This is a genomic window from Bradyrhizobium lablabi (assembly GCF_018131005.1).
In the GTDB taxonomy this organism is placed as follows: Bacteria; Pseudomonadota; Alphaproteobacteria; order Rhizobiales; family Xanthobacteraceae; genus Bradyrhizobium; species Bradyrhizobium lablabi_D.
Window position 1 is genome coordinate 278,328 of sequence record NZ_JAFCJK010000006.1, and the last position, 25,325, is coordinate 303,652.

General features: G+C 60.1%; 22 protein-coding genes. 18 read left to right on the plus strand and 4 right to left on the minus strand.

Features of this window, described 5'->3' with window-relative positions; translation table 11 throughout:
- Positions 1–165: 165 nt before the first annotated feature.
- The 9 genes from JQ553_RS20035 (at position 166) to JQ553_RS20075 (ending at position 7,320) form a co-directional block, all read left to right on the plus strand.
- Positions 166–405, plus strand: coding sequence for a hypothetical protein (locus JQ553_RS20035; RefSeq protein WP_212501725.1), 240 nt, complete (start codon positions 166–168; stop codon positions 403–405).
- Positions 406–771: 366 nt separating this feature from the next.
- Positions 772–1,623 (plus strand): amino acid ABC transporter substrate-binding protein, encoded by an 852-nt coding sequence (locus tag JQ553_RS20040; protein WP_212501726.1) that lies wholly within the window; start codon positions 772–774, stop codon positions 1,621–1,623.
- Positions 1,624–1,825: 202 nt separating this feature from the next.
- Positions 1,826–2,365 (plus strand): Na+/H+ antiporter subunit E, encoded by a 540-nt coding sequence (locus JQ553_RS20045; RefSeq protein ID WP_212501727.1) that lies wholly within the window; start codon positions 1,826–1,828, stop codon positions 2,363–2,365.
- Positions 2,358–2,630 carry a monovalent cation/H+ antiporter complex subunit F gene (locus tag JQ553_RS20050; protein ID WP_212501728.1) on the plus strand — a complete coding sequence of 91 codons (273 nt, stop codon included), beginning with the start codon at positions 2,358–2,360 and terminating at the stop codon, positions 2,628–2,630. The genes JQ553_RS20045 and JQ553_RS20050 overlap by 8 nt, the downstream gene beginning before the upstream one ends.
- Positions 2,627–2,914 carry a monovalent cation/H(+) antiporter subunit G gene (locus JQ553_RS20055; protein WP_212501729.1) on the plus strand — a complete coding sequence of 96 codons (288 nt, stop codon included), beginning with the start codon at positions 2,627–2,629 and terminating at the stop codon, positions 2,912–2,914. The genes JQ553_RS20050 and JQ553_RS20055 overlap by 4 nt, the downstream gene beginning before the upstream one ends.
- Positions 2,915–2,949: 35 nt before the next feature.
- On the plus strand, positions 2,950–3,864 hold the full coding sequence (locus JQ553_RS20060) for a hydrogenase subunit MbhD domain-containing protein (RefSeq protein ID WP_249144440.1): 915 nt from the start codon (positions 2,950–2,952) through the stop codon (positions 3,862–3,864).
- A 20-nt stretch (positions 3,865–3,884) separates the two neighbouring features.
- Positions 3,885–4,199: an NADH-quinone oxidoreductase subunit K gene (locus JQ553_RS20065; protein ID WP_249144441.1), complete on the plus strand. Its 315-nt coding sequence runs from the start codon at positions 3,885–3,887 to the stop codon at positions 4,197–4,199.
- A 212-nt stretch (positions 4,200–4,411) separates the two neighbouring features.
- Positions 4,412–5,701 (plus strand): complex I subunit 5 family protein, encoded by a 1,290-nt coding sequence (locus JQ553_RS20070; protein ID WP_249144442.1) that lies wholly within the window; start codon positions 4,412–4,414, stop codon positions 5,699–5,701.
- Positions 5,698–7,320, plus strand: a complete 1,623-nt coding sequence (locus JQ553_RS20075) for a complex I subunit 5 family protein (RefSeq protein ID WP_212501732.1) — start codon at positions 5,698–5,700, stop codon at positions 7,318–7,320. The genes JQ553_RS20070 and JQ553_RS20075 overlap by 4 nt, the downstream gene beginning before the upstream one ends.
- Here the strand turns inward: JQ553_RS20075 and JQ553_RS20080 are convergent.
- From JQ553_RS20080 to JQ553_RS20095, 4 genes are all read right to left on the minus strand, one after another.
- On the minus strand, positions 7,309–10,362 hold the full coding sequence (locus tag JQ553_RS20080) for an efflux RND transporter permease subunit (RefSeq protein WP_212501733.1): 3,054 nt from the start codon (positions 10,360–10,362) through the stop codon (positions 7,309–7,311). The two genes, JQ553_RS20075 and JQ553_RS20080, sit on opposite strands and share 12 nt — an antisense overlap.
- Positions 10,359–11,468, minus strand: coding sequence for an efflux RND transporter periplasmic adaptor subunit (locus tag JQ553_RS20085; RefSeq protein ID WP_212501734.1), 1,110 nt, complete (start codon positions 11,466–11,468; stop codon positions 10,359–10,361). The genes JQ553_RS20080 and JQ553_RS20085 overlap by 4 nt, the downstream gene beginning before the upstream one ends.
- A 2-nt stretch (positions 11,469–11,470) precedes the next feature.
- Complete coding sequence (locus tag JQ553_RS20090; RefSeq protein ID WP_212501975.1) at positions 11,471–12,508, minus strand: patatin-like phospholipase family protein; 1,038 nt, start codon at positions 12,506–12,508, stop codon at positions 11,471–11,473.
- Positions 12,509–12,755: 247 nt separating this feature from the next.
- Positions 12,756–14,141 carry a M20/M25/M40 family metallo-hydrolase gene (locus JQ553_RS20095; protein WP_212501735.1) on the minus strand — a complete coding sequence of 462 codons (1,386 nt, stop codon included), beginning with the start codon at positions 14,139–14,141 and terminating at the stop codon, positions 12,756–12,758.
- A gap of 434 nt (positions 14,142–14,575) precedes the next feature.
- Between JQ553_RS20095 and JQ553_RS20100 the strand changes: the two genes are divergently transcribed.
- The 9 genes from JQ553_RS20100 to JQ553_RS20140 all read left to right on the plus strand — a co-directional run bounded on the left by JQ553_RS20100 (position 14,576) and on the right by JQ553_RS20140 (position 25,151).
- A complete protein-coding gene (locus tag JQ553_RS20100) occupies positions 14,576–15,436 on the plus strand; it encodes a transglutaminase family protein (protein ID WP_212501736.1) in 861 nt (286 codons plus the stop codon).
- Positions 15,437–15,788: 352 nt separating this feature from the next.
- Positions 15,789–17,612, plus strand: a complete 1,824-nt coding sequence (locus tag JQ553_RS20105; protein WP_212501737.1) for an SLC13 family permease — start codon at positions 15,789–15,791, stop codon at positions 17,610–17,612.
- Between the two features lie 39 nt (positions 17,613–17,651).
- Positions 17,652–19,217 carry an AbgT family transporter gene (locus tag JQ553_RS20110; RefSeq protein ID WP_249144443.1) on the plus strand — a complete coding sequence of 522 codons (1,566 nt, stop codon included), beginning with the start codon at positions 17,652–17,654 and terminating at the stop codon, positions 19,215–19,217.
- Between the two features lie 107 nt (positions 19,218–19,324).
- Positions 19,325–20,887 carry a carboxylesterase gene (locus tag JQ553_RS20115; RefSeq protein ID WP_212501738.1) on the plus strand — a complete coding sequence of 521 codons (1,563 nt, stop codon included), beginning with the start codon at positions 19,325–19,327 and terminating at the stop codon, positions 20,885–20,887.
- Positions 20,888–21,193: 306 nt separating this feature from the next.
- Positions 21,194–22,780, plus strand: coding sequence for a DcaP family trimeric outer membrane transporter (locus tag JQ553_RS20120; protein ID WP_212501739.1), 1,587 nt, complete (start codon positions 21,194–21,196; stop codon positions 22,778–22,780).
- Between the two features lie 157 nt (positions 22,781–22,937).
- Complete coding sequence (locus JQ553_RS20125) at positions 22,938–23,600, plus strand: MarC family protein (protein ID WP_212501740.1); 663 nt, start codon at positions 22,938–22,940, stop codon at positions 23,598–23,600.
- Positions 23,601–23,710: 110 nt separating this feature from the next.
- Positions 23,711–23,866 carry a hypothetical protein gene (locus tag JQ553_RS20130; protein ID WP_212501741.1) on the plus strand — a complete coding sequence of 52 codons (156 nt, stop codon included), beginning with the start codon at positions 23,711–23,713 and terminating at the stop codon, positions 23,864–23,866.
- A complete protein-coding gene (locus JQ553_RS20135; protein WP_212501742.1) occupies positions 23,863–24,117 on the plus strand; it encodes a hypothetical protein in 255 nt (84 codons plus the stop codon). The genes JQ553_RS20130 and JQ553_RS20135 overlap by 4 nt, the downstream gene beginning before the upstream one ends.
- Positions 24,117–25,151, plus strand: a complete 1,035-nt coding sequence (locus JQ553_RS20140; RefSeq protein ID WP_212501743.1) for an AI-2E family transporter — start codon at positions 24,117–24,119, stop codon at positions 25,149–25,151. Before JQ553_RS20135 ends, JQ553_RS20140 begins: the two co-directional genes overlap by 1 nt.
- Positions 25,152–25,325 lie beyond the last annotated feature (174 nt).

Consider the following 25,325-nt stretch of genomic DNA (forward strand, 5'->3'; position numbering starts at 1 on the left):
GCTGTATTTTGGAACACCAGTTCCCTGTTCGCTCAGCGCAAAGACAAGGAAAGCACTTTCCAGGCGGAACTTACTGAACATCCGTTCAAGAAAGTTTCTTTGCTGTTCCTGCAACGTGAGCCGCCAGCGGGTGTTGGTCTCCTGTAAATAGCGAAGGAGGAACACATGCGAAAGCTCACTTGCGCACTCGCGGCGGCAGCGACGCTTGCGATCGGGGCTCCGACCCTCGCTAACGCTGCGGGCATCGGCGTCTACATTGGCGGCGAACGCGGCTACTATGGCGACCGGTACGATGGACCGCGTGCGCGGTTCTACGAGCATGATCGCGGGTGGCACCGTGGATGGTATCATCACGGCTATGGTGATCGCGGCGTCGTAATACGTCGCCATCATTGGGACGATTAACTTCTCGCGATCGAACGACACTCGCTGGGAAAATGGGAGGCCCCGCTCCGGTGGGGCCTCCCTTCCAATTTAGATAGTCTGCGTCGCTGCGCTTTCGCAGCCTCAGTGCGGGCTAGGTCAGACTGTAGGGCGGACGCTACGGATCGCGGCCGATCCCGCCCCTTCCACCTCATTGGGCGTTGATGTAGCCTCATTGACGAGCGCAGCAGGGTGTCGGAGTTCGATTTCATTAGCAGGCCGTCGCCTCGGCAGGTTTGCCTCTGCAATGATTTGACTCGTGCCTGTGACCGCGGCCAGTGGTGCAGCAATCTGTATGGAGCCGCTTTCCGCCCAGTGACACAAAGGCGTTCTCTTGGGAGTATTGTGATGCGTCGCCTTCTTCTGTTTGTGGTCGCCATGGCCTGCTTCGGCGACGTCGCTTCGGCCCAAAGTCTGGAAGGGCGGCTCAAGCAGATCAGCGAAACCAAGGTCGTAAAGCTCGCGCACCGATCTGACGCAAAGCCGTTTTCCTTTGTGAACGCCCAGGGACAGCCAGACGGCTATACCGTCGATCTCTGCAAATCTGTCGTCCATTCCCTCGAGCTGCAACTCGGTACCAAGCTTGCGATCACGTGGGTGCCTGTCGACACCCAAAGCCGGTTTGATGCAATTGCCGCCGGGTTGGCCGACATGGAGTGCGGCTCATCTACGGTTTCGTTTGAGCGGATGAAAAAGGTTGATTTTTCGAGCTTCACTTTCATGGAGAATACCGGTGCGCTGGTTCGAACAACTTCCGGAATTGTCAGCGTTGCGGGCCTGGGCAGCAAGAAGATTGCCGTAATTGCCGGAACGACAAACGAAATCGCGATCAATAAGGAATTGCAGCGACGGCAGCTTCAGGCTTCGCTGGTGCTGGTCAAGGACCGGCAGGAGGGGATGGCATCGCTGGACAGCGGTGCGGTCGATGCATTTGTCAGCGATAAGCTCTTGCTGGTCGGCGCCAGGAATGCCGATGAGTCGACCTATGAGCTGCTTCCGGAGAATTTGTCTTATGAACCCTATGCCATAGCCTTACCACGCGGCGAATCGGCCTTTCGAGTTGCCGTCAACAAGGGCCTCTCCCAACTCTACACCAGTCCCGAAATTCTCGACATTTATCTGAAATGGTTCTCCGCGATAGGTCCGCGTCCCGATCTTCTGCGTGCGGCAGTCTATATTTTCGGCACTTTTCCCGAGTAAGCCCATCTATCTCGTTTATTGATGTCTTGAACAAAGAGGGGAGTCTGCGTCACGCAGTACACATGCGAGGTTGCCTGCGAAGTCGCTGCTGTCGGTAACGAAAACCGCCATCGCATCCAAGAAGTGGGGTGGATCGTTCGGTCGGTAGTGATGTCGCAGCGACTTGTTACGCGCACGATAGTTACAAAAGGCGTTGCTGGCGATGCGGGACGATGTTAACTTTTCTTTAGCATCGCAAGAGGCGGTCCGTTCGATGACCCTTCGCGCACCTTCGATAGTTGCAGTCTTGTCGGCTCGTTTCGCGATCTTTTGGAGCGTTTGGCTCATGATCGCAGGTTGGAAGAAGGAAGATCTTCCAGTGGGCTTGGCGAGTGCTGCGCTCGCGCTGTGGATCAGCGTGTCGCTTTTGCCGCCAACTGTGATGCATCCACGGTTTGCCCCGCTTGCCAGGCTCGTCCTTCGCTTCCTGACCAATTCGGTCCTTGCGGGCTGGGATGTCGCGCGGCGTGCGCTCAGGCCGCGTCTTGATTTGCGTCCAGGCTTTGTCGCCGTTCCCTTTGGCTTGCCGGCTGGCACCGTGCGCGATGCGTTTCTCGTTTATCAGAGCCTGCAACCGGGAACGTCGCCGACAAGCGCGGAAGGCGAAACGCTTCAACTGCATTGCCTTGATGTTTCGCAACCGATCGAGGCCTCCATGGCCGAGGATGACGCCCTGTTCAAGAGGGCGATCGGCCATGAATGAATTGCTTCTCGTAGCGGCGTTCTTTGTCGTTTTTACGGTGACGGTCGGGCTCGCCCGCGTCCTGCCCGGAGCGGACGATGTGGAAAGACTGATGGCGGTTCAGTTGCTGGGTACAGGCGGGATCGCCGCGCTGCTCATGATAGCCTACGCAACGGATGTGCCCGGCATCGAGGATGTCGCGCTCGGTCTTGCCTTGCTGGCCGCTCTCGCAGCCATCGCGTTCGTCAATTTGCTCGACGCAGACCAGGGAGACGCTGGGGCGTGACCGGGCTTCTTCACCTCCTTAGCGTCGCCGCCATCGGTGCCGGCACGTTTTTCTTCTTCACCGGGACGGTTGCTCTGTTGCGTTTTCCTGACTCGCTCACCCGCCTTCATGCCTTGACCAAGGCCGACAATCTCGGCCTCGGCCTCGTCGTCTTCGGCCTGATACTACGGGCCGAGACCGCGCTGTCGGCGCTGAAGCTGATCGTCATTTGGGCTTTGGTGCTGCTTTCCGGCGCATCGACCGCGCAATTGATAGGTCGCGCGCTGAGGCGAGTTCGCGAATGAGCGTGCTGCCGTATCTAGATGTGGGTCTTGCGCTCTTGGTCGTCGCCGTCGCGGCGTGGACCGTTGCTGCACGGGCCTTGTTTGCCTCGGTGGTCAGTTACGTCGCCTATGGGTTGCTGCTCGCCTTCGTCTGGATCCGTCTTTATGCCCCGGACGTTGCCTTGACCGAAGCGGCGGTCGGTGGCGGGGTCACCGGGGTCTTGCTGATTACTGCGGGCAAGAGGCTTGGTGCGCTGCACGACATCGGGCCAGACGTACGACCCGGAGTTGGGCTCAAATTGCTCACAGGCGTGCTCGCCGCGCTCGTCGCTGGCGCTCTGGCCAGCGTCATCCTGCTGCTGCCCGATCCGCCGCCGTCATTGGCGCCGGAAGCATCTGCCGCCATCGACAGCGCCGGCGCGGGACTTGGCAACCCGATCACGGCGGTGCTGATGTCTTATCGCTCGTTCGATACGATGCTCGAAAAGATCGTGCTGGTTCTGGCGGTGGCCGGTGTCTGGTCTATGACCGCCGATGAGGCATGGGGCAGGGCGCCATCGCCGTTTCGCCGATCCAGACCTTATGCTCCGACGATCTTTCTCGCCCAGATGTTGGCGCCGATCGGTACGCTCATCGGGATTCACGTTTTCTGGACCGGTGCAAATGCGCCAGGCGGGGCGTTTCAGGGTGGCGCGCTGCTTGCGGCCATCTGGATCATCACCATGATGGCGCGGCTCGCGGAACCCCCCCGCGTTGACGCACGATGGCTCCGCATGGCCCTGGTCGCCGGACCCGCCGTGTTTCTCGTTAACGGGCTCACGGGCGAGTTTGTGGCGGGCAGCTTTTTTGCTTACCCGCCCAGCGTCGCCAAGCCGATCATCCTGTTCATCGAAGCATTCATGGTGTTGTCCATTGCCGTCGCCTTGCCGATGCTCGTCGCGGGTCCATCGAGCGAAGGGTCCGATCAATGAATCCCTCCGTCATCGCGGGATTGACCGGCGCGACCCTGGTTGGTCTGGGCCTCTATGGCTTCATTCTCCATCCCCATCCGCTGCGCAAGTTGCTTGCCTTCAACCTGATTGGAAGCGGAGTTTTTCTTGTTTTCGGCATCGTGGCGCGGCGCGGCGCGGCTGCCGGCTTTCGCTTCGACCCCGTACCGCAAGCCATGGTCATCACCGGAATTGTCGTCGCCTTCGCCGCTAGCGCGGTCGCGGTTGCGCTTATCCTGCGCTTGTCCGCTGCAAACAGCGACCTCTCCTTGGACCCGGACGCACGAGCCGAGCCCAGTGACGGGGAAGGACCGTAATCGTGGAGTTGGGGACGAGTACGCCGGGCGGCTACCTTCTCGTTCTCGCGATCCTGCTGCCGCTCGCCGGAATTATGCTCTCATTCACACTAGGAGGCCGCAATGCCGAGCGCGTCGCCCTCGGGTCGACGCCATTCGGAATTGTGTTGGCCTGCGCTATCGCATTCGAAGTTGGTCAAGCCGGCAAGCCGATCGTTTATACGATCGGAGGATTGCCGCCGCCGCTCGGCATTGCGTTACGCGCTGACGGTATTTCGGCGGTCATGCTGGTCGCGGCTGCGGTGATTCTGGCAGCTGCAGCATTCTACGCACGGTCGAAATTCGCCACACCCGACGGCGTCCGCGAAAGCCGGAGCGCACTGACCTTCTGGATCATGCTTCAGGCCATCTGGGCCGCGCTGATCATCATTTTCGTGGGCGGCGATCTCTTCAATCTCTACGTTGCTCTGGAGTTACTCACGTTTGCAGCGGTCCCTCTGGTTTGTATCGATGGCCGGCCGGAGACACTTGTCGCGGCACTGCGTTATCTGCTCTTCGCGCTGTTCGGTTCGATTTGCTATCTGCTTGGCGTCGCCTTGTTTTACGGCGCGCATGGCACGATCGATATTTCCCTCCTGGCACAAAGGGTCCAGCCTACGCCTGTGGTGTGGATGGCGGCTGCCCTGATGACCGCCGGCCTGCTCGCAAAGACGGCCCTGTTCCCGGTGCACCTCTGGTTGCCTCCCGCGCACGCCAACGCGCCGGCGGCCGCGAGCGCAGTCCTTTCCGGACTGGTGGTCAAAGGCTCATTCTTTCTTACGCTTCGGCTGTGGTTTTTTGTTCTTCCGGCCCTTCACACCGAAACGGCGGCGGTCATTCTTGGTGGGCTCGGTTCGGCGGCGGTGATCGTGGGGAGCGTCATGGCCTTGGGTCAGGCGCGTTTGAAATTGTTGGTCGCCTATTCGACCGTTGCTCAGATCGGTTATCTTTTTCTGGTATTTCCGCTCGCATCGGGCGGCGCGCAGACATGGAGCGCGGCCGGGTGGAGCGCCGGCCTCATGCAGGTTCTCGCCCATGCATTCGCCAAGGCCGGGATGTTTCTTTCTGCTGGCGTGCTCGCCGAAGCGCTAGGGCATGACCGGATCGGAAACCTTCGCGGCGCGGCACGGGTGCTTCCCTTGACCTTCCTGACCATCGCTCTCGGTGGCTTGTCGCTGATGGGTCTGCCGCCGAGCGGCGGTTTCAACGCCAAATGGCTGATGCTGCAGGCTGCCGTTGCATCCGGCCAGTGGTTCTGGACGCTTCCGATCCTCGTCGGCGGCCTGCTCGCAGCGGGCTATGTCTATCGCATTCTCGCGCCGGCCTTGTCCGACGGCCAGGTCTCGTTGAAAGTCACGCCCATGCGCAGTCAGGAGGTGATCGCGCTTGCGCTGACAATGGCTGCCATTGTGCTCGGATTCGCGCCGCAGGCATTTCTTGATTTCCTTGAAATCGGCCGTCCGGTGACGGCCAGTTCGCCATGAACGATCTTCTATCCATCTTGCTTGTCGCCAGTCTGGCAGCACCGTTGGCGCTGCTCGGAGCTTGTTTCGTCAAGCGCTGGCGGCAGCGCGCCCTGGCGTTGCAGTGGCTCGCACCGATACCCAGTCTTGCCGCCGGCCTGATCGGTATGACGGGCGCGCCGCTCAGCCGCGATCTGCCTGTCCTGGGCTTTACTCTGTATCTCGATCCGCCCGGCGCCCTATTGCTCGCGGTGGCAGCCGCGCTGTGGATCGTGGTCAGTGCCGCCCTTTGGCGCGCGCGCCGGCCGGACGGCCGGTTCGGCGTGTCCTGGCTTCTGACCATGACCGGCAACATAGGTGTCTTCATCGCGGGTGATCTTGTCTCCTTTTATCTCGTCTATGCGCTGGTGAGCATTCCCGCCTACGGCCTGTTCGCCTTTTCCAATGATTCCGAACAGAAACGTGCAGGCGCGGTCTATCTGGCCTTTGCGATTCTCGGCGAGGCAGTTCTGCTGCTCGCCTTTGTCATGCTGCAGGCCGGCGAGCCGCATGCGAGTGCCCGCATTGTGGATGTGATGGGAGCCCTGCCTGCTTCACCGTGGAGGGATGCAGCACTTGGCCTCATCATTGCGGGATTCGGCATGAAGATCGGCATGGTTCCGTTCAATGGCTGGATGCCGTTAAATTATAAGGCCGCGCCGATCCCTGTCGCCGCGTTGTTGAGCGGCGCCGGCGTCAAGGCCGGCGTCATTGGGCTGATCCGCTTCCTTCCGCACGGTGTTACGCTCGAGGGCTGGGGAGTGGCCCTGGCAGCGATCGGATTCCTTTCCGCGTACTACGGAGTCGTCTTCGGCCTCACCCAACGAAACCCCAAGGTCATTCTGGCCTATTCGAGCATTAGCCAGATGGGAGTGATTACAGCCGCGCTTGGCACGGCGCTTCTCGCGGGACACGCCGATGCTTCGTTCAATGTTGCGTTCTATTCCGCGAACCATCTGCTGGTCAAAGCCGCTCTTTTCTTGACGATCGGCGCATTCGCAACACGAGGCACACGGCTTTCGCCCGTGTGGTTTGCTCTTGCCGTCGCGCTTGCCCTGAGCCTGGCGGGCCTGCCCTTGACTGGCGGCGCGCTGGCCAAGCTCGCGATGAAGCCGCAATTCGACGGCGGAACCGTGGGTTTACTCGCCACCCTTTCGTCAATCGGTACGGCGCTGCTGATGACACATTTCCTTGGCTGCCTCGCGGAGCCACCGTCGGGCGCCGCTGAGGAGTGTCCGAGCGGACTCGTTCGTTCCTGGCCCGCCGTTGCGCTCGCAGCTCTTCTCGTGCCATGGGCTTTCTATGAGGGCGTCGGCGGTGATGCGTCGAAAGCGCTGCATTTCGGCGAGATTCTGGATGGCCTCTGGCCGGTGGTGATCGGCGTTGTTCTTGCCCTGGCGTTGAGGCGGATGGCGTGGTCGCCGCCCGACGTGCCCGTCGGCGACAGCATCGTATTTGCGGAGCGCGCGTATCTCCGTCTCTTGAACGTTGGCCCGGTTTTCGAAGGGCTCGATGCCCGTCTCCGACAATGGCCGGCAGCGGGTCTGTCCCTGCTCTTGATTATCTTATCGTTACTGACGGCGGGCGTCTCAGGACGCTAACTGCTTTACGGGCTCCTCGACGCGGAAGAATATCACATAGAGCGCCGGCAAGACGATCAGCGTGAGCAGGGTCGCGACGAACAGGCCGCCCATGATGGCGAATGCCATCGGCCCCCAGAACACTGTCGGCGCAATCGGAATGAAGCCCAGAACAGTCGAGATCGCCGTAAGCATGATCGGCCGAAATCGCGAAACCGCGCCCTCCACGACCGCATTCCAGAGATCACGTCCTTGCGCGCGCTCGGCTTCGATCTGCTCGATGAGAATGACCGCATTGCGCGCGATCATGCCCATCAGCGCCAGGATTCCGAGAATTGCGACGAAGCCGAGAGGTTGGCGAGAAATCAGCAACGCCATGACGACGCCGATCAATCCCATCGGCACGAGGCATAGCACCATGGCGAGGCGGCTGAAGCTGTGCAGCTGCGCCATCAGAAACAGCAGCATCAGGAACAGCATCGCGGGGACCATGGCATACACCGAGGCCTGCGAGTTGGCGCTTTCCTCAACTGTGCCGCCCACAGCGATGCGATAGCCTCCCGGCAAGCTCGCCTGCAGCCTTGCCACCTCCGGAGCCAGAGCAGCGACCGCCGCCTCCGGGGTCGAGCCGGAAACGACATCGGCCTGGACCGTGAGGGTTGGTACCCGGTCGCGTCGCCAAACCAGCGGATATTCCTGATCGTATTCAAAGCGCGCAATCTGGCTCAATGGGACGGTGCGACCGCTCGGTAACGGCACCTGCAGGGATTGCAAGGTATCGAGCGAGACTCTTTGTTCGTCCTGGGCGCGCACGATGATGTCTACGAGATAGATGTCGTCACGCAATTGGGTGATCGAGGCTCCGGTCATGACGGCGTTCAGGTTGGCCGATAGCATGGTCGAATTTAGTCCGAGAAGCCGCGCCTGATCCTGGTCGATCACGACCCGCACTTTCCGCGCCGGTTCCATCCAGTCGAAATTCACGCGCCGCAGTGCGGGGTCGGCGCCTAGAATCTTGCCGAGTTGCAGGGCAGTCGTCCGTACCTGGGTCAGGTCCGGACCACTGACGCGATATTGCACCGGCCATCCCACCGGCGGCCCAAGCTCGAGGGGCGAAATACGGGAGACTACGTTGGGCAATTCCTCCGCCAATTGTTTTTCAAGCGTGGCGTGCAGCCGTTCGCGCGCTGCGACGTCCTTGGCGATGACCACGGCCTGCGCGAAGAAGTCGTTGGCGAGCTGCACGTTCAGTGGAAGGTAGAAGCGGATCGCGCCGCGCCCGACATAGGTGCTCCAGCTCGCGACGTCGGGATTGTCCTTCAGCATGGCGTCGAGCTTTGCCGCGACACGGTCGCTGGCAAAGATCGACGAATTTTGGGGCGAGGTCAGATCAACCACCAGCTCCGGCCGGTCGGAGGCGGGAAAGAACTGCCGTGGCACCAGCGGCAGGGCCAAAAGCGATATGACGAAACATGCAAGAGTAATCGCGACGGTCATCCAGCGGCGCCGCATGGCCGTCAGCAGCAGCGAGCGGAACGTGGTCATGATGCGGCTCGGCTTCTCATTCATCCTCTGCTCCGGCGCCTTGAGCAGCCAGACCCCGAGAAGGGGCGCGAACAGCACCGCAACGAACCAGGAAACGATCAGGGCAATCGAGACCACGGCGAAGATCGAGAACGTATATTCACCGGCGGAAGACCGGGCAAAGCCGATAGGCACGAAGCCCGCTGCCGTCACGAACGAGCCCGTGAGCATCGGAAATGCCAGCGTGTCATAGGCGTAGGTCGCCGCTTTCTCCTTGCTGTCCCCGGCGGCCATGCGTGAGGTCATTACGTCGACAGTCGTCATTGCGTCGTCGACCAGCAGCCCAAGGGCGATGATGAGCGCGCCGAGCGAAATGCGCTGCAGATCGATGCCGATAAATTCCATGATCGGAAAGATGATCGCCACAGTCAGTGGGATGGACAGAGCAACGACTGCTCCGGGCCGGAAGCCGAGACTGACGATGCTGCAGGCCATGATGATCGCAATCGCCTGCCAGAGCGATTCCATGAACTCGCCAATGGCGTTTTTCACCACTACCGGCTGGTTAGACACCAAACTCACGTCGATGCCGATGGGCACATCGGCCATTGCAGAGTCAATCGCCCTTCGTGCGTTCTCACCCAATGTCAGGATGTCGCCGCCATCGCGCATGGCGATGGCAAGGCCGATCGCGGGTTTGCCGTTGACGCGGAACATCGGCTGCGGCGGATCAGACAGCGAGCGGCGAACTTCGGCGATGTCCCGCAAGCGGATCAGGCGTCCGTTCGAGACGAAATTGACATCAAGCAGGTCGTTCTCGGATTTGAATGCACCGGTGACGCGGATCGACAATCGCTCGTCGCCGGTCTGAAGCGATCCTGCCGGGATCACGGCGTTCTGCGCCTGAAGTGCCGCGATCAACGCGCCGCGGTCGACCCCGAGACCCGCAAGTTGGCGGGTCGAGAATTCAACATAGATCTGCTCGTCCTGAGCGCCCAGAATTTCGATCTTGGAAACATCCGGGACTTGCAGAAGTTTCGAACGTATGTCCTCGACATAATCGCGCAGTTCGCGATGGCCAAAGCCGTCGGCGGTGAACCCGTAAATCAGGCCGAAGGTATCGCCGAAATCGTCGTTGAACCCGGGGCCGATCACGCCTTGGGGCAAGGTCCGGCGGATATCGCCGATGTTCTTGCGCACCTGATACCAGATGTCCGGCACCTGCCGCGCGGAGGTCGAGCCCTTCAGGTTCACGAAAATCGTGGTCTGGCCCGGCGTGGTATAGGAGCGCAGGAAGTCCAGGCCCTTCGTTTCCTGCAACTTGCGCTCAAGACGTTCGGTGACCTGCGTCAGGGTCTCGTCGAGCGTCGCTCCGGGCCAGGCCGCCTGCACGACCATGGCGCGGAAGGTAAAGGCCGGGTCCTCGCTGCGTCCGAGACGATAATAGGACGACAAGCCGGCGATCACGATGGAGATCATCGCAAAAACGATAAAGGATCGATGCTTCAGCGCCCAGTCGGAGAGATTGGGGCCAGTCATGACCTCACTCCCAGCGGCCTGACCTTTTGGCCGGGGTGCAGGGCCTGAACTCCCGCGGTAACGACCATCTCGCCGCCGGTGAGGCCTCCGGACAGCACTACTGTTCCGGGATCGAAGCGCAGGACATCGACCGGCTTGAGGTTGACGGTCAGGCTGTTCGGATCGACCACCCAAACTGCCGGGCTCTTGTCCGCGGCCGTCAAGGCGCTCGCAGGAAGGGAGATCCCGCTGCTATGACTAACCTCCATGCGGCCTGATACGGTCGCACCGAGCCGCATCGCCGGGGGCGGATCATTCACCGCCACACGGACCTTGAATGTGCGCGTGATGGGATCGGCCTGCGGATCGACCTGCCGTACGCGGCCCTTTGCCGTGACGTTCGGATCGTCGGTCAGAGAGATGATCACTTCGGCATCTCCCGGCGCAGTCCGCAACACCTGAGCCGAAACGTCGAAGACGGCATCCCAGCCGGAATTGCGCGCGACCATGAACACCATTTGTCCGGCTTGCACCACCTCGCCGGATTCTGCCGCGCGGCGGGTAATGGTGCCGGCCAAACCAGCTCTCAGTTGGGTATAGCCGACCCGGTCCTCCGCGATTTCGCTCTGGGCCTTGGCATCGTCTACCGTCGCCTGAGCGGTCCGCAACGCCTGCTGGGCCTGATCGAAATTGGCGCGGGTTGTCCAGCCTTGTCGCAGCAGCGTTTCCTGCCGCTCGAAGTGATTTGACTCTTGCTCCAGCCGAGCATTGGCCGCGGAAAGCGCCGCCCGCGCGGAGCGAAGCGAGTTCAATTCGTTTTGGGGATCGAGCTTGGCCACCAGTTGGTCCGGCTTGACCTGATCACCGGTATCCACGAGCCGCTCGATGATGCGTCCGCCGATACGGAAGGCGAGGGCGACTTCCTTTTCGGCTTGTATCTGTCCGGTTAGAACGACCGTCTCGCCCAGACCACTCTTTTGAACGGTCACCGTGCGGACAGGACGCGGCGGCGGTGTTTCCTGGGCCACTTCCCGCTTGCACCCGGAGAGCAGAAGAACAAGCGCCGGCGCAACCGTCAATGTGAAGCGGAGCAAACGTCGGGAGGGATGGCAACCGGGCTCGCCCATGATCAACACTCCTCCACCAGAACGTCGATATCTGCCGTGGAGCGTCTCCCGATGTCCTCAGCATGGGACTTGAGAAATTCCTCCGTCGTTCTCCGGCCTTCATCTTTGAGCAACTGCAGGAAAGCCGCCTCCGCGTTGAGCTTGGAGGAGGAGCCAAACTCCGCCAGTTTATCCGTAAGGATGCGATGTGTGCGCATCTTTGCCCAACGGCTTCCCTCGCCACTCCCGGGATCGGCAGCCTGGCGCAGCAATGCAATCATGCGCAACTCCTTCATCAGGGGCGCGTTGAAAGAAATCTCATTGAGGCGGTTCAGAATTTCCGCGGCCGTGCGGGGCGTTTCGCGGCGTTCGCGCGGATTGATCTGTACAAGAATGACGTCAGTGGCGTTGCTTTCGCGGACCAAGGGAGAGATGGTCGGATTGCCGACGTAACCGCCGTCCCAATATGGCTCGCCATCGATCTCGATGGCCTGAAACATGGTTGGCAGGCAGGCAGACGCGAGCAGCACCTCCGGTGTAATCTCCGGATTGCGGAAGATCTTGCCGCGTCCGGTATGGACATTGGTTGCGGTGATAAACAGCCTGATCGGCGCTTCCTTCAGACGGTCGAAATCAATGCTGTCCTCTAGAATTGACCGGATTGGATTGTGGTCGAATGGATTGAGATTGTAGGGTGAAACGAGCCGGCTCATGAGGTCCATCATCAGATAGCCGGGGGAAGTATCGAGCGACCAGCGGTTCATCATGCGGTCGAACGGTGACCGTTGGATGGGACTAAATCGCGCAGACGCGGCGACCCGGTCCCAATAGGCGTCCAGTGCCTTGCGCGCGCCTCGCGCGCCGTCTTGAATGAAACCGCTGACCAGAATGGCGGCGTTCATGGCGCCCGCCGACGTGCCGGAAATGGCGTCGATCTTGAGCCAGGGTTCTTCGAGCAAACGGTCGAGCACACCCCAAGTGAATGCACCATGGGAGCCGCCGCCTTGCAGGGCGAGATCGATCAGAACCGTTTCTCGCACTTCCTCTGATTGCACTGTCATGTCACCCCTTCTTCCATCGAAGACCTCACCTATCCCGGGCTCTCCTGTCGCGGCCAAATCGTCTGGTCGCTTGCGCAGGCATATGCTTCCCGACCCTGCGTCAAACCTCTTTCAGTTGCGGCGAGCGACAATCGACACGCTGGAGGCGGATGGCTCCGCTCCAATTGGTCGGCCGATTGGTATGATCGACTTCCTGTCCGACGGTTCTTGCTGCGAACGATGATGCCTATGTTGTGCCAGCGGGATGCTAGTGCTGTCCCAATTCCTGCAGGACCCTTGCCCAGGAGCGAACGCCGCGTCGGAAGCTTTCCAGTTCATATTTCTCGTTCGGACTGTGGATACGGTCATCGTCCAGCGCGAAGCCCGCCAGGACGACATCCATGCCAAGCTTCTGTTTCAATTCCGCCGTTACGGGGATCGATCCGCCACCGCCGATGAAAACGGCCGGTCGTCCCCACTCGGCGCTGAGCGCATCGCGCGTCTTCGCAAACGCGTCCGCTTCGATCGGGAAACGAATGGCGCGGCCGGCGCCGTGCTCGGCGAATTCCACCTTGCAGTCAGACGGAACGCGCTTTCTTGCGAACTCGCGGAAGGCCTTGCGGATAGCATGAGGATCCTGATCGAACACGAGCCGGAAAGAGACTTTCGCCGAGGCGACAGACGGAATGACGGTTTTGAAGCCCGCTCCCTGATAGCCTCCGCCCATGCCGTTGATCTCGCAGGTCGGGCGAGACCAGACCATCTCCAGAACCGAGCGCCCTCTTTCTCCGGCAGGCACTGAGAGTCCGACCGCCCCCAGGAAGGCCGCGGCATCGAAGTTCAAGGTGTCCCACTGCGCCCGTAATGCATCCGGCAATTCGGGAACCCCGTCATAGAAACCTGGAATGGTGACGCGGCCATCCGCGTCGTGCAAATCAGACAGAATGCGCGCGAGGATGCGGTTGGGATTCGCCGCCGCCGATCCATAGAAGCCCGAGTGCAGATCGCGGTCGGCTGCATGAATCGTTATTTCCTCACCGCACAGGCCGCGCAACATGGTTTGAATCGCCGGCGTCTTGGCGTCCCACATATTGGTATCACAGATGAGACCGATATCGGCGCGTAATTCGTCCGCATGCGTCTCGAGGAAGCCGGGCAGGCTGGCGCCTCCCGATTCTTCTTCGCCCTCAAGCAGGATCGTGGTCGCTACAGGAAGTTTGCCCGTGACGGCCTTCCAGGCCCGGCAGGCCTCGATGAACGTCATGACCTGCCCCTTGTCGTCGGAGGCGCCACGCGCACGAATTGCGCGCGATCCATCGGGTCGTGTCTCGATGAACGGCTCGAACGGATCATGATCCCAAAGGCCAAGCGGATCGACCGGCTGCACATCGTAATGTCCGTAGAACAGAACTGATCGTCCTGTTGAACTGCGGTCGTGGCCGACGACGATAGGGTGCCCCTGCGTCTCGCGCGCCTCAGCCTCGAAGCCAATCTCGCGAAGATCCTTGACGTGCCAATCGGCACACGCGCGACACTCCTGAGCATAAGCCGGGTCGGTCGAAATGGAACGAATGCGCAAAAGCGCAAACAGCCGTTCATACGCAGCGTCCAAATTTGACTCAATATTGGCGAGAACGGCCTCGAGCTCTGGCATCACAACGCTCCAAGACGCAACTATGAAACGCGAGTGTCGTCCATCGCTCCGGCGATCAATGCGACGGCACATCTCATCATCATATCGTCCGGCCAAATAATCTCAAGCCAACGAGTTGCAACGTGGCATCACTCGGTACCTGTATGCGAGGTGATGCGCTCCATGAGATTTATCTACCCAGGATTGTGATGGTGACATGTTTACTCCGCTGCGTTGGAATGTTGAAAAGGCAACGCGGCCAAGCCGAACCATATCATCGAAACACGTCAGCAACATTGACCATCCGCAAAGTGAGCAACGCGGAGCCGGTGCGCGCACCGATCTGAGTAGTTAGCTTTCTTTTCAGAATTTCCGCACCCCCATGCCGGTTGCTTTGTAGGATCGCGCGAGCCGAATAAGCTTTGTCATAACGGTGTATTGAAGGGCCCGGCACAATGAAGCGTATCCGGATACTGCACGAAACCGAGTATCTGTATCGACAGCCGGTCAAATTCGGTCCGCACCGGGCGCTGATGCGACCTCGCGAGGGGCATGATCTCCACATTGCGAGAGCGCGCGTCAGTGTTGTACCGCGGGCGACCGTGCGCTGGCTGCGCGACGCATATGACAACTGCATCGCGACTATCAGCTTTGAAGAGCCGGGTAACAGGCTTCTGATATCGAGCGAAGTCGACGTCGATCTATACTATGACGATCCCGTCGAATGGCCCATTGCGCCATTCGCCCGCTATTTTCCTTTTCAATACCCTCCGGAAGAGCACATCGATCTGATGGCTCACCGTCTGCCCAGCTATCCTTATGACGGACAGATATTGCTGAATTGGCTCCGTGATCTGTACGAGCCTGGCCAGGTGATAGGAACGCTGGATCTGCTGGGTAACTTGAACACTCATATTTTTCAGTCGCTCAAATATCTACATCGTGAAGAGGCGGGCGTGCAGTTGCCCGACGAGACTCTGCGGCGTGGCAGCGGCTCTTGCCGCGACTTTGCCGTCCTTATGATGGAGGCCGCGCGCTATTGGGGACTGGGAGCGCGATTTGTCACCGGCTATATCCAGATGGCCGAAGGACAGCATGGCGCGACGCACGCCTGGACAGAGATTTACCTCCCGGGCGCGGGTTGGCGCGGCTTCGATCCGACAAACAACAAGCTCGTTGGCCCCGAGCATATCTCGGTCGCTGTCGCACGCGAACAGGAAAAGGCCTCTCCGCTCTCCGGTCATTGGGAGGGACCGGCAGACGCGTTCAGCCGGATGAACGTTTCCGTACAAGTGGTGCCGATCTCCGGAGATTGAACGGGATAAGTCAAACCAGCTGCGTTCGAGTGTCAAACCGGGCAGATGCGCGTGGTCGAGCGCTGCGGTGCTGAGATGTTGTCGGGGAAGGGCGGCACTGCACGGCGCCTCCGCTTGTGCAGTGCGTACAGGATGCGTTGCTTGCAAACGAATCTAGGGCGGTGGTAGCTTTTGACAATGCTCGTCGCGTACCGCCTTTGGCACGCAAGCAAGGAGCGAGCGCCTGTCAGTATTTCAAGCCAAACAACGACGAAATGAATTTGCAGGTCTGTCCTGCGCCGGCGCGCGGGCCGACTGGAGTTCGGCGGGGGGCATGGAGTGTCACATCAATATGTAACCGGACGAAATTGAAATGAGCGGGAGTCTGGGGATTGTCCTGGCGCTGCTTGCTTCGGCAATCGTAATGTTTGCGATCAACAAGCCGCGATTGGATGCCGTGGCCCTGATCATGCTGGTTGTGTTGCCTTTCACCGGTACGGTCACCGTGGGCGAAGCGCTGTCCGGCTTCAGCGATCCGAACATCGTTTTGATCGCCGCACTGTTCGTCATCGGCGATGGTCTGGTGCGGACCGGCGTCGCGCAGCGGCTCGGCGACTGGTTGATTGCCAAGGCCGGAAACAACGAGGTTCGCCTCATCGTCTTGCTCATGCTGGTCGTCTGTGGTCTCGGAGCCACCATGAGTTCGACGGCTGTCACTGCGATCTTCATTCCGGTCGCTCTGCGCATTGCAAAAAGCACCGGCATCAGCCCCAGCAGGCTGATGATGCCGCTGAGTTCTGCAGCGCTGATAAGTGGCATGATGACGCTCGTGGCGACCGCTCCGAACCTGGTCGTCAATAGTGAACTTGAGCGTCACGGCGTGGCGGGCTTTCGGTTCTTCAGCTTCACGCCGTTCGGCTTGCCGGTTCTCTTCCTCGGGATCATCTACATGTGCCTGACGCGCCGCTGGCTTCCGGTGTCGCACGATCCAAAGACGTCGGGTCGCGTCAGTTTTGCTAACTGGATCGACCAATACAACCTCGCTGACCGCGAGAGTCGACTCCGGATCATGGAGGGGTCGCCGCTTGCGAAGAAATGTCTGGAGGATGTGAATCTGCGCGGCGCGTCCGGCGTCAACATCCTTGCGATTGAGCGGAACGGTAAATTCGCCAACCAAGTTCTCAAGCCCACTGCCAAAACGGAATTGCAGGTTGGTGACATATTGTTAATCGATCGGTCAGCATCGATCGCCGGCGGCGATGCTATTCGAAAGCAGTATCATCTCGAACAGCTGCCGCTTACCGGCGCGTACTTTTCAGATCGCTCGCAAGAGATTGGGATGGTCGAGGTGCTTCTGCCGCCGACCTCTGAATTCATCGATAACACGCTCATCGAGTCCGAATTCCGCAGCCGGTCGGGACTGACCGCAATCGGCATGCGGCGCAGCGGCGGCGCCTACACGGGGGACATGTTGAAGGAAAAGCTCGATGTAGGAGATATCTTGCTGCTCGTCGGATCGTGGAAGGACATTGAAAGGCTGCGTGGCGAGACTTCGAACATGGTCATAATCGGCTTGCCGGTCGAGATGGACGAGCGGCTTCCAGCTCCCGGGCGGGCATTGCAGGCGCTCTTCTGTCTGGCTGTTGTCATCGGGCTGATGGTCGGTGGCATCGTCCCGAACGTGCAGGCAGCCCTGATCGGCTGTCTGCTGATGGGGGTATTCGGCTGCGTCGATTTTGCGAGCGCCTATCGTTCGATCGACTGGAAGACGATCGTATTGATCGTCGGAATGCTGCCGTTTTCCATTGCGCTGGAGCGTACCGGCGGAGTCGAGTTGGCTGCTGCCGCCCTGAAGAGCCTCACTGTCGGCGCCGATGTGCGCCTTGTCCTGGCTACGTTGTTTGTCATTACGGCACTCCTTGGAATGTTCATCTCCAATACCGCGACGGCGATTTTGATGGCGCCGGTTGCACTCGCCATTGCGCACGATTTGAAGCTCTCGCCGTATCCGTTCGCAATGATCGTCGCGCTGGCCGCTTCAACGGCGTTCATGACTCCCGTGTCGTCGCCTGTGAATACCCTCGTGGTCGCGCCCGGCCGCTACACGTTCGGAGATTTTGTGCGTGTCGGGGTGCCGTTTTCCGTCGTTGTTCTGATCGTCTGCGTCATTCTGGCGCCGTGGTTGCTGCCGCCATGAGCATCAGTCGGTGACGACGACTAGCAAAGGACCACAGCCATGACCGAGTCGAGCAAGGTCCCGAACACGGCGTCGTCCAAATCGACGATGCAAAAGATCCTCGATACGATCGAGCGCGTAGGCAACAGCGTACCCCACCCGGTCGTGATATTCCTGATCCTCATCGCGATTGTGCTGGTGCTTTCTCATCTCCTGTACATGTTCGGGGCAAGTGTTACTTACCAGGTCATCAATCCGGATACGCACAAGCTCGAGACCGCGACCACCGCCGCCAACAGCCTGCTGACCGTGGACGGAATTCGCCACATCTACACGAGGCTGGTGCCGAACTTCATGGGATTCAGTGCGGTGGGCCTGCTGGTCGTCGCCATGATGGGCGTCGGCGTCGCGGAGGAAGCCGGCCTCGTCAACGCCCTGATCAGAAAGCTGGTGACTGTCTCCCCGAGCTGGGCACTGGTCTATATCATCGCGTTCGTCGGCATCATATCGAGCATTGCGGCCGATGCCGGCTACGTGGTGTTGATCCCGTTGGCGGGCGTTGCCTTCCTGAGCGTTGGCCGGCATCCTCTCGCCGGGCTGGCGGTTGGGTTTGCCGGCGTCGCTGGCGCATTCACCGTGAACATGATCATCAAGCCGCTCGACGCCGTCCTCACGGAGCTGACGAACGACGCCATACGCATGGTCAATCCTAACGTCTCGCTGGATCTGACGGCCAATGTCTCGTTTTCGATTGCTTCCGTTGTGGTTCTGACGGCCGTCATTGGGCTGATCAACAATCGAATCATCGAACCGCGGTTGGGCATTTACGAAGGTGGGCAGGGCGGCGCGGCTCAGCCTGCCCAGGATGGCGGGCAGCTTTCAGCAGATGAGTCACGAGGCCTCAGATACGCGGCGATCGCTCTGCTGGGCGTCGTGATCCTGTTCCTTTTGTTGACGCTGCCGTCGGGCGCGCCTTTGCGGAATCCGGAGACAGGAATCCTCATCGGAAATTCGCCGTTCATGAACGGCCTGATCGGGGTCATCATGGTGCTGTTCCTCGCGACCGGGATCGCATACGGCATGGGTGCCAAAACGATGACCAGTTCGTCGGCCGTCATCGCTGCCATGACGAAGGCCGTGTCCTCATTGGGCGGCACAATCCTCCTGTTCGTGGTCATTAGTCAGTTCGTGGACTACTTCAACTACAGCAACATCCCGACGCTCATGGCCTTGACGATGGCAGATGCACTGAAGAGCGCGAATATCGGTGCGCTGTGGCTGCTGGTGGGCTTCATCGTCGTGGTCATGATCCTGGACCTGGTCTTCACCCCGGCGATCGCCAAATGGGCCATCTTTGCGCCGGTGTTCGTGCCGGTGTTCATACAGCTTTCTGTCGATCCCGCAGCGGTCTTGGCGGCCTACCGGATTGCCGATTCGCCGGTTAACGCGATCACGCCGCTCAATGCCTACTTTGCAATGGTGGTCGGGTTTGCGCAGAACTACGACAAGAACGCCGGGGTCGGGACAGTCGTCGCGCTGATGTTGCCCTACACGCTCTGGATGGCGATCATCTGGACGGCGCTGTTCGTTGTCTGGTACCTGCTCGGTCTTCCCTGGGGCCTTTAGGCGCCGCAAGACGGTCATCGCCGGACAATGGGATTTCTGATGCGACGGTCGTGGACATCGCGTAGAGGAGATGCCGGATGAATTCTTGGCGGTGACAAGCGAGCCTTATGGTGCGTACGAAGGTTCTTAACTGGCTGAAATGGACGGCGATCGTCCTGGTCGTCGCGGCGCTGACGCTTTTCGCAGTCCGCGTGTATGACGTGCAACGCGGTCCGTCGCTGGAAGTCTGGCACACATATTTGCCGCGAGAGTTGACCGTAGAAGCGCTCGATCGGGCAGATTGGCGCGGATATCTCGAGAACGAGGCGCGGATCTTTGAAGACGTTCGCGCCGAAGTCTCGCAAAAGCTGACACCCGATGAACGTGTTCCCATCAACCGGTATTTTGAGGGGAGCCCGGTCTATCCGCCGCACTTTTCCCAGGACTTCAATCGTTCTTTCATACTCGAGCCGGATGGCCCTCCTCGCGGGGTCGTCGTTTTGCTGCACGGACTGACGGATTCTCCTTACAGCCAACGCCATATCGCCAGGGTGTATCGCGACAAAGGGTTCGTCGCGCTCGTGATCAGATTGCCCGGTCATGGCACGGTACCGGCGGGATTGACGGCGGTCACGTGGGAAGACTGGATGGCTGCGACGCGTCTTGCGGTACGCGAGGCCCGCCGGCGTGTACCCGCGCCCGCGCCGCTTCATCTCGTTGGTTTTTCGAACGGGGGCGCGCTGGCCGTCAAATATGCGCTCGATGCGATTGAGAACCCGGACTTGGCTCGACCTGATCGCATTGTCCTGATCTCGCCGATGATCGGCATTACGCGCTTCGCACGCTTTGCCGGGTTGGCCGGTCTTCCTGCGATCTTCCCGGCCTTCTCCAAGGCCGCATGGCTTGCTGTCCTGCCGGAATTCAATCCGTTCAAGTACAATTCATTTCCGGTCAATGGCGCGCGCGAATCATATCGTCTGACGCAGATCCTTCAGCAGCAGATATCGGACCTTCGCAGCAAGGGGCGTCTCGGCGAATTGGCGCCGCTGTTGACGTTCCAATCAGTGATGGACTTCACGGTCAGCACCCCGGCCATCATTTCCGGGCTGTATGCCCAATTACCTTCAAACGGAAGTGAACTGGTGCTGTTCGACGTCAATCGAACGATCAAGTTCGGTCCGCTTTTGCGCCCGTCGGCCGACACCGCGCTCAATCGGCTCCTTCCTCAAGCGGTGCGGCCATACCGAATCACGGTCATTGCGAACGAAGCGGAGGCCAGCACCGAGGTCGAAGAGCGTTCGATCGATGCTGGAGGTACAAGCGAGCAGCACCGCCCGTTGGGACTGAGCTATCCGCCCGGCGTTTTTTCGCTGTCGCATGTAGCGCTTCCGTTTCCGATGAACGACGCCCTGTACGGCATGGCGCCTGACGGGACGGAAAACTTCGGGCCAAACCTCGGAGCTCTGGCGCCGCGTGGTGAACGCAATGTGCTGATCACGAGCCTCGACGCTTTGCTTCGCGTGGCTTCAAACCCGTTCCACTCATATATGCTGGAGCGCATTCGAGAGGGGATCGATCATCCTGCATCGCCGCACCCGGCTTTTGGAGCGTCGCCGCCATCGGGAGATGCGGTCCCGGCCCCGCCATTGACGCCCGGTCCGATGTACGATCAATCCGATCTGCCTCCGTAGGAGGACGCTGCCTGCCGTGTGCCAGCAAGCGTGCGACAGTCGAATGGTTGAGGCGCCTGGCCAACCACTGGTGTCGCGGCCAAAATGATACACTCGGAACGGAAGTGTGACTGCGCCTGTTGAGCGATCTTGCGCTCGCTACAATCAAATAGTCTTATCTGCGGGCGTTTACTGGTTTGCACGCGGCTAGCCTGCGGGAGCGAGCAAATGCTTGCGTTCCGAATTCTTTGTGGTGTTGTGCTCGTCGCATTGCCGGCGAGTTCGGCTCTTGCCCAGGCGCCGGCGGCTTCGGAGCAGAAGCCTTCAATGGACGAGCTGTTGCAGCGGCTAGATGCGCTGCAACGTCGCGCCGCAGAAGGCGACAAGCTGATCAGCGCACTGCAACATCGCGTCGATGAACTTGAGTCGCGTGAAAAGCGCGCGAAGTCACAGGCTGCGACCGCGCGTCGTGAGCCGGCAGCGCCGCAGAAGCCACCGCGGACCACGGTTGCCTCGACACCGCCGGTGTTGACAGCCGCCGTCCCGCCAAGTCCCGTTGTCGCGGATACCATCCCGGGCCTGCGTCCACCCGAGCCGATGGGAAATCAGTACGAGGGAGAAGGCGAGGATGCGTTGCGGTCCGATCTTCCGGGCCTTTCGTTGCGAATCCCCGGCAGTCAATCCGAGGTGCGTTTTTACGGCTTCGCCAACGTCAACGGGTACCACGATTTCAACGGCCGCAATCAGTCCGATGCGCCGACGGTGCAAACGATCCCGCTCACGGGAAGTCCTGCCGACCTGCAAGGCGGCGATACCGGACTGTCCGCCCGGTTTAGCCGCATAGGCATGGACACGCGCACGGCAACGGCCTGGGGCACTCTCGAAACCCGTTTCGAGGGTGACTTCGGCGGGGGCACGGCCGCTTCGCCTAATGCGGTTTTCCGCCTCCGTCAGGCCTGGGGCGAAATCGGGACAGAGCAATTCCGCGTGCTGGTCGGGCAAGCGAATAGTCTCTGGAACGAAGGCGTCTACGAGACCGTGAACTTCTCCACCAACCTCAACCAGTCCTTCGTGCGCCAGCCGCAAATTCGCGCGACCGCAGCGTTAGCGCCGGGGTTGACCGGACATCTCTCTCTCGAAATGCCGGATACGCAGTATACGTCCGTCGCCGGCGTATTCACGCAGATCAGCACCCCCAGCGGCTTCCCGGGCCTCAGTCCGGCATTTGCATCGCTGCCCGATCTGCTCGGACGGCTTGAATACCGGTACGACGGCTCGATCCTCGACTTGCGTGGTCTGTTGCGCGATCTCACCATCCGGACGGATGGTACGGCGGCTGCGCCCCCGGCGGTGAAGCGCGATACGGTCGGCTGGGGTGTCGCAGGCAATGGCCGTCTCCCGATGCGGTGGTTGTCACCCTCGTTCGGTCCGGACGAGCTGGTTGGCATGGCCTATTATGGCCAAGGCATCGGGCGCTATTTCGGCGGCAATACTTTCGGCCAGGATGCGCTGTCGAATGTCGGCTTGCCGGGCATTGTGGATGTCACGCTCGACGCTTTGCCTACATATGGCGCAAGCGTAGGCTATCGCCGCTTCTGGATGCCGCAATTGCGCAGCAATTTCGTCTACTCCTACGCATGGCAGCAATATCCATCCTATGCGTTGTTCTTCGTGCCTGGATCTGCCTCGGCCACGTTGTTGAACAGCACCATGCAGCAGGGGATCGTCAATTTGATCTGGAGCCCGTTCGCAGAGGTTCGTGGCAATAACGTTGGGACTGGATGGCTCGATGTCGGCCTCGAATATGTCTACTCGCATCGGGACGTGTTTGGTGGCACGCCAGCAACACTCCCGGCTGGCGCCGGCTTTGCTACCGCCAACCGTGTTCTCGGCTCGGTCACTGTACGGTTCTGAAACCAGTGCCGGCGTAGCGGCCAGAAGCAACGACCATTGATCGCAGTGGTTGAGGGCATTGTGGCGGTAGTGAGGGTTCCAACCACAATCCGCTTTGTGTCCGGCAGGCCGTGATGACATATCGGAGACCGGGTTCGGGGTGGATTGACGACGAATTATGGAAACGTTCCTGCTCGTCCTTGCGGCGTTGTTTTCGGTGATCAATCCACCAGGAGCGGCGCTCGTGTTTCTCAGCATGACGAAATATGCCAATAGCGCCACGCGCAAATCGCTGGCGCGACGAGTTGCCATGAATTCATTTTTCGTGATGACGGGATCGCTGTTGATCGGGGCGCTCGTCCTGAAGCTCTATGGCATATCGGTGCCAGTGCTTCGGGTCGCTGGCGGCCTTATCGTGGCCGCGTCCGGCTGGAAATTGCTGAACGAGGGCACGCGGAGCGGCGCCGACCCGGCTGCCGCGGGCCAGCGAACCGACTATAGCGGTCTGGCCTTTTATCCCCTGACGCTGCCGCTGACCACCGGACCGGGCACGATCGCGGTCATGATCAGTCTCGGGCTTTCACGATCGGCGTATTCCGACTACACGGCGGATCTCGGGTTTTTTCTGGCGAGCATGCTCGCAACAATGGTGATAGCGGCGGCAATTTATACCTGCTTTGCGTATTCGGATCGAGTTGAACGACTGTTGGGAGGCAGCGGGACTGACATCGCTGTCCGGCTCTCTGCATTCATCCTCTTTTGTCTCGGTATTCAAATCCTTTGGACCGGAGCCAGCGATCTTCTTGGAAGCGTCCAATGGCATGGGAAACCTGCAACGTGATCGGCCCTCGGAGGGGAACGGCTGGCGTCGTCATGAAGGACGCCCGAAAGCTGCGGTGGAAGGCCAACTGAGAAGTGGAGCGATCGCAGGTTTGATTTCGGGGGGCGGCGATGAGTGGCATCGTTATTGTGCTCCTCCTGATCCTTGTAGCGCTCATTCTGTTCGTTTTAGGGGCGTGTCCCTCCGGCGCGCGCTGGCACGAATGGCCACCTCGCGGTGATCAACCCTTGAAACTGGGTTACGGCTTTGCCAACCTGACGAAATGAAAAACCTTGCCAAAAGTCCGGCAGCTCGCGCCCTCGTGCTGTTGCTGTTGGTTGTCCCTCTCAGCGCCTATCTCGGCACAAGCACGGTGCGACGTGGCATTTTGTATTACTTGGATGTATTCGCTCCCGCCGCCGTCGCCGCAATCGCAATCGGCCTTTGGACCTGGAGCTGGCGGTGGTTTTGCTATGCGCTTGCGATCAGCGTGGTTCTGACCGTTCTGACCCAGTCGATAGCGCGCCTGGTCTGGTGATGACCCAAGATCGGACGATCAAGATCCTCCTTCTTTTCTGTGCAACGATCTTGATCCTTGGCGCTGCCTACCTGGCGCAACCGATCGTTGCTCCGGTGGCTTTCTCCCTGTTCATTATTGCCATCGTGTGGCCGATCCAGCAGGCGCTTCAGGCGAGGCTTCCGAAACTGCTCGCGCTCACCATAACGGTTCTTGGCGTCGTGGTCGTTCTTTCGGTTCTCGGGCTTTTGCTGATCTGGGGATTCAGCAGGGTCGTTCAGTGGCTCACGAGCAATGCCGATCGTTTGCAGGTTTTGTACGGACGGGGAGTCGACTGGCTCGACGGACACGGAGTGTCGGTGGCCAGTGTGGTCAATCCGGGCAAGGGCAACACCAACTGGATTCTGCCGGCTGTCAGGGACATCGGCGGACGTGGCTACCGATTGATATCCTTTATCGTGATCGCCTTTGCTTTCACCGTGCTCGGACTTCTGGAAGTGGATGTCGTTCGAAAAAACATCGAACGTCTTGAGAGCGCGGCGACCAGGCAGATGCTTTTGGTCGCCGGCGCCGACATCGCGGCCAAGCTGCAGAAGTATATGGTGGTTCGCAGCGTCATGAGCGTGCTGACGGGCGTCGTCGTCTGGAGTTTTGCGCTGCTCGCGGGAATCGAATTGGCAACTGCTTGGGGCGTCATCGCATTCGTACTGAATTACATTCCCTTCGTCGGTCCGTTGTTCGCAACGGTCTTTCCGACCTTGTTTGCTCTGGTTCAATTTGAATCCTGGCAGCTGGCGGTTGCAATTTTTGCGTGTCTGAACCTGGTTCAGTTTCTCATTGGAAGCTATCTCGAGCCAAGAATGGCCGGCGCCGCTTTGTCCATTTCGCCGTTCATCGTGCTGTCGGCGGTATTCCTGGGGAGTTTTCTCTGGGGCGTCGCGGGAGCCTTCATGGGCGTGCCGATTGTCATCGCGTTGCTCGCCGTCTGCGACGAATACGAGTCGACACGATGGATAGCGCAGCTCCTGTCGGGACGCGAACGCAAGCGGGCGTAGGCAACGACGTTGCGGCGGCCTGCACGCATGATCACGCCGTTCGAATCTAGCTCACGTCTCGGTCACAGACCTTTGTGAATGTCGCACTTGTCCCAATCGCTGCCTCAGAACAACATGTGGACGTTCGCTTGGGCCAAAAAGCCCGCGAGTTAAGCATGTGCTGCAGTAGTCGGA